The sequence below is a fragment of the Blautia sp. ZXY-1-B12 genome, assembly GCF_056339915.1.
Genome location: NZ_JBWJVP010000293.1, coordinates 1 through 5,289, shown reverse-complemented (window position 1 = coordinate 5,289; position 5,289 = coordinate 1). Strand labels below are relative to the sequence as shown.

At 42.9% G+C, this 5,289-nt stretch carries 3 protein-coding genes; all 3 read left to right on the top strand.

The window, feature by feature from the left end; translation table 11 throughout:
- Positions 1-298 (top strand): histidine phosphatase family protein (locus AC075L_RS20575; protein WP_476388106.1); only part of this gene is annotated, 298 nt, incomplete at its 5' end.
- Between the two features lie 306 nt (positions 299-604).
- The gene (ssnA, locus tag AC075L_RS20570) at positions 605-1,936 is read left to right on the top strand and encodes a putative aminohydrolase SsnA (protein WP_476388105.1); all 1,332 of its coding nucleotides are present in this window, start codon (positions 605-607) and stop codon (positions 1,934-1,936) included.
- A gap of 113 nt (positions 1,937-2,049) precedes the next feature.
- Positions 2,050-5,049 (top strand): putative selenate reductase subunit YgfK, encoded by a 3,000-nt coding sequence (gene ygfK / locus AC075L_RS20565; RefSeq protein ID WP_055052749.1) that lies wholly within the window; start codon positions 2,050-2,052, stop codon positions 5,047-5,049.
- The last annotated feature ends 240 nt before the right edge of the window (positions 5,050-5,289 follow it).

Here is a 5,289-nt window from a genome sequence, read left to right as displayed (position 1 = left end):
CAGCAACGGTACTCTGCCTTTTCCGGGAGGAGAAAGCAGGGAAGGGTTTAAAAGCAGAAACCTGAGAGGATTTGACAGGGTTGTGTCCGGATGTATCCGCAGCCATGTGGCAGAGGCGGCACTTGTCATCCATGGCGGTACGATCATGAATATCATGGAAGAGTATGCAGATATACAGAAACCATTTTATGAGTGGCATGTGAGAAATGGCGGCGGCTATGAGGTGGAGCTGGATGAGAATCTCTGGAAGAATGGACGAAAACAGCTCAGGGTTAATTCTGCGATTATGGAAGGATAACTCTCCTATCTTACAAAAATTGTTGACAAACCTGAAAATTTGTCATAAAATCAGCTTCATCAGAAAACAGGAAAATCAAAAAAAGAACGAGGTTGTTCATTGTCATCAATGACTGCCCCGTTCTTTTTTATCTGTTCACCGGAGATAGTATAAAACCTAAAAAAAATTTGAAAAACCAAAAAGTTTTTGTAAATTCTACTTGCATTATTCGGAGAAGTATGTTACAGTATTAGTACATAATTCCTAAACAAAAGGTAAAAAGCAGTATCGAATTGGTAGTTTTTGACAAGTGAAAGGAGGAACTATATGCTGGTAATTGGTAATGGAAGAATGATCACACAGGACGCATCCAATCCATTTCTGGAGAATGGTGCTGTAGCAATGGATGGTAACACCATAGTAATGGTGGGGGTAACTGAAGAGGTAAAGAAAGTTTATCCGGATGCTGAATTTGTTGATGCGAAGGGTGGGGTTATCACGCCGGCATTTATTAATGCCCATGAGCATATCTACAGCTCCTTCGCAAGAGGCTTAAGCATTAACGGATATAATCCTCAGGGATTTCTGGATATTCTGGATGGCTTATGGTGGACAGTTGACCGTCATCTGACACTGGAGCAGACAAAGCTTTCTGCATATGCTACATACATTGATTCTATCAAGAACGGTGTAACCACAGTGTTTGACCATCATGCAAGTTTTGGCCATATTACAGGTTCCCTCAATGCGATCGAGGAAGCTGCGAAGGATTTAGGTGTGCGTACCTGCCTCTGCTATGAGATTTCTGACCGTGACGGAATGGAGAAATCCAGAGAATCTGTAATGGAGAACGTGAATTTTATCAAGCATGCACTTGCAGACGACAGTGATATGATCGCCGGAATGATGGGTATGCATGCATCCTTTACAATCTCTGATGAGACAATGGCTCTCTGCAATGAACTGAAACCGGAAGGTGTTGGATATCACATCCATGTAGCAGAAGGCATTTACGATCTCCATCAGTGTCTGAAAGAGCATGGCAAACGTATTGTTGACCGTCTTCATGACTGGAACATCCTTGGACCGAAGACTTTACTCGGTCACTGTATCTATGTGAATGAACATGAAATGGATCTGATCAAAGATACAGATACCATGGTTGTACATAACCCGGAATCTAACATGGGTAATGCATGCGGATGTCCTCCAACCATGAGAATGGTACAGAAGGGAATCCTCACAGGTCTTGGTACAGACGGATATACTCATGATATGATGGAATCCTGGAAGGTTGCAAATGTTTTACACAAACACAGCCTCTGCGACCCGAACGCAGCCTGGGGAGAAGTTCCACAGATGCTTTTTGAAGGAAATGCAAAGATTGCAAACAGATACTTTAAGAAACAGCTCGGTGTCCTGAAAGAGGGTGCGGCAGCAGACGTGATCGTGATCGATTATGATCCGCTGACACCAATGAATGAAAGCAACATTAACGGACATCTGATGTTCGGTGTAAACGGAAGCATGGTCCAGACTACTGTATGTAACGGTAAAGTCCTGATGAAAGACCGCGAAGTCCTTGTATGCGACGAGGCAAAAGTTATGGCAGACTGCCGTCAGGCTGCAAAAGAACTTGCAGATGATATTAATGGTTAATCTGTAAAGAATTGTAAAAAAGATAAGTTTTCTGCCTGGCAAAAATAAATGTAAATAAAATATAGAACGGATGGAGAGAAGCCATACCGTATGAAATAATGGAGGATCGGATTATGAGTGAAGTCATGACCTGTATGCCCTTTGAACAGTTAATGAACTGGGTATTAGAAGAAAAGAAAACAAAAGGAACAGTTTTCGGACAGCACAGAGCTTATGCAGCGGAAACTGACAGGAAGCTGAATATATTTGAGAGAAATCTGGAAACACCGATCGGACCTGCTGCAGGACCGCATACACAGTTAACACAGAACATTGTTGCTTCTTACTATGCAGGCGCACGTTTCTTTGAGCTGAAAACAGTTCAGAAGATGGACGGTGCAGAGCTTGCAGCCTGTATCAACAGACCATGTATCCTTGCAGATGATGAAGGATATAACTGTGAATGGTCTACAGAGCTTTATGTTCCTCAGGCAATGGGAGAATATATTAAAGCATGGTTTATCCTGCATGTGATCGCCAAAGAATTTGATCTGGGTGCACAGGACGGATTCCAGTTCAATATTTCCGTTGGATATGATCTTGCAGGGATCAAAGAGCCAAAGGTTAATACTTTCATTGACAGTATGATGGAAGCAAAAGATACTGAAATCTTTAAAGAATGTAAACAGTGGTTATTGGACAATGTAGATAAATTTGAAAAAGTTACAAAAGAAGATATTGAGGCGATTCCGTCTGATATCTGTAATTCCGCAACAATCTCTACTCTCCATGGATGTCCTCCAAACGAGATTGAGAGCATTGCAAATCATCTGTTTAAAGAGAAACATTTGAACACATTTATCAAATGTAACCCGACTCTCCTGGGATATGAATTTGCCAGAAAGACCATGGATGACATGGGATATGATTATATGGTATTTGGTGATTTCCATTTCAAAGATGACTTACAGTACGAAGATGCGATTCCGATGTTTAAGAGACTGCAGGCACTTGCAGATGAATTGAACCTTGCGTTTGGTGTGAAGATCACCAATACATTCCCTGTAGATGTTACAAGAAATGAACTTCCAAGCGAAGAAATGTATATGTCCGGAAAATCTCTTTTCCCGTTATCCATTTCTCTTGCAGCCAGACTTTCCCGGGAATTTGACGGAAAACTCCGTATCGCTTATTCAGGCGGTGCTGATTACTATAATATCGACCGTATCGTCGGATGTGGTGTATGGCCTGTAACAGTGGCAACTACACTTCTGAAGCCGGGCGGATATCAGAGATTTACCCAGATGGCAGAGAAAGTAATGGCTGACGGTGTGAAAGAATGGAAAGGCATTGATGTAGCTGCACTTGAGCAGCTGGCCGAGGATGCGAAAAAAGATACTCACCATGTAAAGAGCATCAAACCGCTTCCTAAGAGAAAAACTGATTCAGAGGTTCCGCTCCTTGACTGTTTCTTTGCTCCATGCGAAGAAGGATGTCCGATCCACCAGGATATCACAACCTATGTGAAGCTGGCAGGAGAAGGCGATTATGCACAGGCATTAAGAGTTATCCTTGAGAAAAATGCACTTCCATTTATCACAGGTACTCTCTGTGCGCACAACTGTATGTACAAATGTACACGTAACTTCTATGAAGAACCTGTAAATATCCGCAACACTAAGCTCATCGCAGCACAAAACGGATATGATACAGTGATCGATGAGATCAAAGCAGGCACAGCAGACGGTAAGAAAGTAGCTGTTGTAGGTGCAGGTCCTGCAGGTATTGCTTCTGCATACTTCCTTGCAAGAGCAGGTGCTTCTGTAACAGTATTTGAGAAAGAAGAGAAAGCCGGCGGCGTGATCCGTTATGTGATCCCGGGATTCCGTATCTCTGATGATGCAATCGATAAAGATGTTTCCTTCATCCAGAAGATGGGTGTGGAGATCAAAACAGGTACAGAAGTGAAATCCGTACAGGAATTAAAAGCACAGGGTTATGACGCAGTGATCGTTGCAACAGGTGCAAATAAACCGGGTACTCTGAAGCTTGAAAAGGGTGAAACCATCAATGCTCTGAAATTCTTAAGAGATTTCAAAGCAACTGGCGGTAAGGTTGCGCTGGGTAAAAACGTAGTTGTGATCGGTGGCGGTAACACTGCCATGGATACTGCAAGAGCTGCGAAACGTACAGAAGGTGTAGAACATGTTTACTTGGTATACAGAAGAACCAAACGCTATATGCCAGCAGCAGAAGATGAGTTACTGGAAGTACTGGAAGAGGGCGTAGAGTTCAAAGAACTTCTTTCTCCTGTATCTCTGGAAAACGGCAAACTGCTCTGTAAGAAGATGGAACTTGGCAGCATGGATGCTTCCGGACGTGCAGGTGTAACAGAAACGGGCGAAACAGAAGAAGTTTTGGCTGATACAGTGATCGTTGCAGTTGGCGAGAAAGTTCCGACTGAGTTCTATGAAGCAAATGGTATTGCGGTCAATGAGCGCGGAAAAGCCCGCATCAATGATAAGACAATGGAGACAAGTGCAGAAGGCGTTTACGTTGTCGGTGACGGTGCAAGGGGAGCTGCTACGATCGTAGAAGCGATCCGCGACGCACAGGTTGCTGCAAAAGCAATCCTTGGACATGATATTGTAAAAGGACAGCCTGTACCGGGAACAGAAAAAGACTGTTACTCCAAAAAAGCAATACTCAAAGAAAGCAAGGACGCTGCGAGCGAAAGTGAGCGCTGTCTGACCTGTAATAAAGTCTGTGAGAATTGTGTAGATGTATGTCCAAACAGAGCAAACATCTCCATCAAAGTTCCGGGAATGGCAATGAATCAGGTGATCCATGTAGATTATATGTGTAACGAATGCGGCAACTGCAAGAGCTTCTGTCCATATGCAAGTGCACCGTACAAGGATAAATTTACATTATTTGCTTCTGAGGCAGATATGGCAGACAGCACAAATGATGGATTTGCAGTGATCAATCCGGAGACAAAAGAGTGCAAGGTTCGTCTCCTTGGTCAGATTTCCGACTGCAAGGCAGATGATGCAAATGATAAGTTGTACGAAGGTCTTCGCAGACTGATCTGTGCAGTAATCGATGATTACAGCTATCTGATCATGAAATGATGATCCTAGTACATCGTTTTCGAAATAACTATACCACTCACTTGTCTGCGAATCCGATTGCATAGGTATAAAAGCCTCAGCGTAGCCCGCTACGCCTGCGTTTTTATACCAGCACACTCGAATCCGCATCCTACGCGATTGATATAGTTATTTACGAAACACTGTACTAGAGCGTGTCTGAAAACAGGAATAAAGAGCTGTAAAATAATTTTAAATTTGTAATATCAGATAACTTATAAA